We start from the raw sequence: 4,793 nt of genomic DNA on the forward strand, positions 1-4,793 counted from the left end.
TTAACAGTCCATTTATGCGAGTATTACATATTTGATAGAAGTTCTTTTTAATAGTTTTCATACTCGCCCATTCCCTTTCTCGGACACCAATTATGATTTAGAGCCCGATGAACGAACTGATATATACTGATCCTGAAAATAGATATCCAATATCATGAAATCTCTCCCAATACTCCGAGAATTATCCAGCGATAAAGTTCAGGTTGAATGCGCTTCAGGAACGCTCGCAGTGCATACAAGATGCGGATTGTGTATCCATTGCAAGGGGGTAAAAGTGGGAGCGCGGATTATGCCCTCTCCATATGACATAATTGCAGGTCAGATCCGGACTGGTGTGATGCCACCCGAATCATTGATGGAAGCAGCGATGCAGTTCAACACCCTTGTCAGAGATGGGACGGAAATCGCCTGTGATGATGATGCTAATGCAGGATATACTCCACGTTTCAGATCCAAATAGGTCAAAATAAGAACTCAAGAGCTGACGGTGCGGGCACCATAGCAGAACATGCAAAAATCACTAACACACCTGCACGGGTGATCTCTCCAGCCGCACCAGTAACATCACCGTTGACTCCGCCAAAAATCCGGTTTGCAAGGATAATAAGTACTGCCGGGATTGTTACCATCACCATAAATGCAAGACCCATAGATCTGATCGAAACAGGGAGGAGCAGAAGCGGGAGAAGAAGAAGAGTTGAGAGTATGGCAAACCATGAAGAAGTATACTTGTGAAGCATTGCATGAAGTCCGTCATGAAACGGTCTGCCAAAAATCGTCATAACAGCCATACTATACTTCCCTCCAACCTCTGCTAGAAGAATTGCAACACATGGCTGATGCACAGATGCAAGAGACCCCCAGGAGAGCAGGGTGACCATAATCCCGAGAGCTATTCCCCCGGTGCCTATTGTCCGGTCAGTAAGTGCCCGTATCCTGATCTCACGGCTACCATGTGCCATAAGACCATCGCCAAAATCAAGAAGTCCATCCAGATGGTTACAACCTGTGATTAAGAGAAGAACAGCTAATCCGACACCTGCTGAAACAAGGGGAGGAGCTGATAAGATGAAAAGAACTGTACCTGCAATCCCACCGGTTACATACCCGGCAAGTGGATATATCCAGACATTTCGGGAAAATGATTCAAAAGGAGCCATTTTCCCAAGAGGGAGAACAGTAGTAAACTGAAGCAGGGCGATAAAAGGGTGCAGGAGATTCATAAGCTTATGTACCTATCATTGCTGGCAGGAATAGAAGTAATGCTTGTACTTGGTTTATCATGACAGGTCTTTGATGCAGGCAGATTCATGCATCAATGATGCCAACCGGTGAGTATGACAATTCTCTCCAGATCACATACCCACACCCCAAAATCACCCCTTTTTTGTGGTGTTCTTGCAAATACTCTCCTCTCAACTGTACCAGGTCTTTCAGGTGCCGGCCCAGACCCACAGGGATCTCTCATGGTCCCAAATCTGGATGCAGAACTGATCATACAGGGAAAGATAACCAGTTGCAATATAACACCCAACACGGGAACTGGATGCCCAACCCCTGCTTCCATCACCAGATCAATGGCAGAACTGGCTGGGTTTCCAGTTCTGTTCATTAATGCCGGCCTTATGCACAGACCTACTGTTCCCTGCCTTGACTTCTATTCACAACCAGGACAGGATCCCAGAGTCACGACTGCAGTTCCAGATGCAAAACGGCTATATTCACAAGGTCAATGGGCTGGATCATTCCTCTCTAAAACCTATGATACATTGGTTATAGGAGAATGTGTCCCGGGAGGAACCACAACAGCGCTCTGTGTACTTCGTGCGGGAGGGTACCAGGCCCATGTCAGCAGTGCTGCAGTTAAGAGCCCAAAAGAACTCAAAGAGGAGATCGTTGCAACAGTTCTGCAAAGAATTGAAACCTCTAGAAAAATTGACCCACTTGAACTTATCACAGAGGCAGGTGATCCGATGATGGCGGTTGTTGCAGGTATAGCCAGTACATATTCAGGTAAACTCTACCTTGCCGGGGGAACACAAATGCTTGCTGTAGCTTCAATTATAAAAGAATTGGGAGTATCTGTTCCAGATGTGGTCACGACAATCTATGTGCAAGATGATAAAGATGCAAATTGCATAGATATTGCTACACAAATCGGGACACCACTCACCATAGTAAACCCTGATTTCGGATCTATTGGTCACTCAGGTCTCGTCCGATACTGTATTGGAGAAGTAAAAGAAGGGATGGGAGCAGGAGGAGCGATCTTTCTTGCCCATCTTTTGGGCTATCAGCTTCCAGAGATCAAGGAGGCTATCCTTAAGTTTGTCACAACATACTGCCCCTCAAAACCTTTGTAGTCAGCACGCTAAAATATGGGGAGATGCTCCCCATCGCTGTGGTCAATAATTATGGTCAGTTTAACCATCTTATCTCAAGGGCACTTCGAGATCTTGATATTGAATCGGTCTTGATTCCAAATACCACCCCCCCTGAGGAGATCACATCAAGATTTCGTGGGGTTATTCTTGGTGGAGGGCCAGAGATTGGCCGTGCAGGTAGATCTGCTGAATATCTGGATCTGCAAATTCCTGTGCTTGGTATCTGTCTAGGGCTCCATATCATCGCTACAAAGTTCGGAGGAGAGGTGAAACCTGGACGTATGGGAGGATATGGTGCAGTCACACTTTCAGTAATTGATCATGATCAGATCCTTCAAGGATATCCTGAAACTATGCAGGTATGGGCATCCCATGCTGATGAGGTAATCAAAGCGCCACCCGGATTTATCAGGCTTGCAACGTCTGATATCTGCGGAAATGAGGCACTGCGACATCAGGATCTCCCCATCTTTGGCGTCCAGTGGCATCCAGAGGTCAGCCATACTTTTGAAGGTTACCGAATTTTTGAGAATTTTGAAAAGATTTGCCAGGGTTGAATAGAATTTCTGACCAGTACTTATCCACAGAGATCAGAAAAAACCCTTTCACCTGTATCAGATGTGGTGCATGTTGCAGGGAGATTGAACAGCAATCTAACCTTGTCCTTGTAAGCCCGGCGGAAGTCAAGGTGATTATGGCTGCCACATCACTTACCTTTGATGAGATTGCAGAACCCTATCCGGATTTTATTCAGGAAGGGGAGCGCATGTATACCCTTGGATGGGCTATCCGGAGAGAAGGCGACAGATGCAGATTTCTTGGAGAATACGGTTGTTTAATTTATCAATCCCGCCCCTGGATATGCCGGACTTATCCATTCATGATAGATAATGAAAATCTGATAGTATCTCCCTGTAATGGAATAGGAATTGATAAAGATGCAATGGATCCTGTGACAGTGAACAGATTAGTACATGATTTAATAGATCGGCAGCAAGCAGAGAAAGCCGAAGAAGAGCGTATTGCGGAAGTTCTAACCCGGGAGCAGATCCCGGCCGGAAAACTGGTGGTCATCGACGGTGAAGGTATGAGGATTATGAATGGGTGAGATTAGGATTATTGGGACAGCACATGTCTCGCAGAAGAGTGTCGACGAAGTAGTCGAAGCAATCGGGGAGTGGAACCCGGACGTAGTTGCCATTGAACTGGATCAGGGGAGATACAACGGCCTGAAGCAACAACAGCAGAATCCTGATATCGAAGAGATTCTACAGGCAAAAAACTTCAATCAACTCCTTATTCAATGGGTTCTGGCATATATCCAACGAAAAATTGGAATGGATGTGGGAGTTGAACCCGGCGCTGAAATGAAAGCGGCCATCAAAGAGACAGAAGAGAAGGGAATTGAACTCGCCCTGATTGATCGGGATATCAGGGTGACCCTTCACCGGTTCTGGGCTTCCATGTCAATCCTGGAAAAACTCAAGATGTTTTATGCCCTTGCAGGCTCGCTTGTGGTTGCTGAAGATGCAAGTGAGATGATAGACATAGAAGAACTTAAAAAAGAGGACTTTGTCACAGTGGCAATGGAGGAATTCCACAAATTCTCTCCCAGGGGAGCATATGCTTTAATTTCAGAGCGTGATGCTTACATGTCTTATCATCTTATCAGGCTTGGACAGACCCATGAACGGGTTCTAGCAGTGGTAGGGGCTGGTCACAGAAAAGGCATTGAAGGATTTCTTAAAGAACCAAACTCTCTTCCACCAATGCCTGATCTGGTTGAGACGATTAAAACACGGCCTTGGGGAAAGATATTTGCGGCTGCTGTAATGATCATCTTCGCCCTGATGATCCTGGCCATTATTTTCTCAGGAGTCGGAACTGATGTGCTCATTCTTGCACTTATGTACTGGGTTGTCATTCATGGAATCCCCACAATGGCGTGCACTCTTCTTGCAGGCGGGCATCCCCTCTCAGCTATAACCGGATTTCTGGTCTCACCAATTTCTGCTCTGCACCCGCTTATCGCAGCAGGATGGTTCTCAGCGATTGTGGAAGCCAAAATCAGAAAACCAAGACCATCAGATGTGAAGAAGATCTTCTCAGCCGAGTCATTTGCGGAGATGCGAAAGATTCCACTCTTTAAGGTGGTGCTTGTTGCTGCACTTGCAAATGTCGGGAGCAGTATTGGTACATTCGCATACTTTATCTTCATCTTCCCGATCCTTGGGATTGATCCAGGTGTACTCCTGTCTACCGGTTTTGAAAATATGGCTCATTCAATCACAAATCTGTTTGCCTGATACAAGAAAAGATGAGAGCAATAGAGAGTTGAATACCCTTTTCATCTCATTTTACAATGAAACCGAGTTAAACTCAAAGTTTTAGCAAAGACACCTCATATTC

6 protein-coding genes are annotated in these 4,793 nt (G+C 45.8%); 5 read left to right on the top strand and 1 reads right to left on the bottom strand.

Features of this window, described 5'->3' with window-relative positions:
• Positions 1-274 precede the first annotated feature (274 nt).
• Positions 275-460, top strand: a complete 186-nt coding sequence (locus VN429_RS11615; RefSeq protein ID WP_325633500.1) for a hypothetical protein — start codon at positions 275-277, stop codon at positions 458-460.
• A gap of 1 nt (position 461) precedes the next feature.
• Here VN429_RS11615 and cobS read toward each other — a convergent pair whose 3' ends face one another.
• Complete coding sequence (cobS, locus tag VN429_RS11620; RefSeq protein ID WP_325633502.1) at positions 462-1,223, bottom strand: adenosylcobinamide-GDP ribazoletransferase; 762 nt, start codon at positions 1,221-1,223, stop codon at positions 462-464.
• 114 nt (positions 1,224-1,337) lie between these two features.
• On the opposite strand from cobS, the gene cobT reads away from it, so the two are divergent.
• Genes cobT through VN429_RS11640 form a run of 4 tightly spaced genes read left to right on the top strand, consistent with a single transcriptional unit; the run spans position 1,338 to position 4,690 of the window.
• On the top strand, positions 1,338-2,363 hold the full coding sequence (gene cobT / locus VN429_RS11625; protein WP_325633504.1) for a nicotinate mononucleotide-dependent phosphoribosyltransferase CobT: 1,026 nt from the start codon (positions 1,338-1,340) through the stop codon (positions 2,361-2,363).
• 23 nt (positions 2,364-2,386) lie between these two features.
• Entirely contained in the window at positions 2,387-2,941 is a 555-nt protein-coding gene (locus tag VN429_RS11630; RefSeq protein WP_325633506.1) for a GMP synthase subunit A, read from the top strand.
• Positions 2,938-3,492: a YkgJ family cysteine cluster protein gene (locus VN429_RS11635; protein ID WP_325633508.1), complete on the top strand. Its 555-nt coding sequence runs from the start codon at positions 2,938-2,940 to the stop codon at positions 3,490-3,492. The genes VN429_RS11630 and VN429_RS11635 overlap by 4 nt, the downstream gene beginning before the upstream one ends.
• Positions 3,485-4,690, top strand: a complete 1,206-nt coding sequence (locus tag VN429_RS11640; RefSeq protein ID WP_325633510.1) for a TraB/GumN family protein — start codon at positions 3,485-3,487, stop codon at positions 4,688-4,690. Before VN429_RS11635 ends, VN429_RS11640 begins: the two co-directional genes overlap by 8 nt.
• Positions 4,691-4,793 lie beyond the last annotated feature (103 nt).

The sequence above is a fragment of the Methanospirillum sp. genome (assembly GCF_035560735.1).
GTDB lineage: Archaea > Halobacteriota > Methanomicrobia > Methanomicrobiales > Methanospirillaceae > Methanospirillum.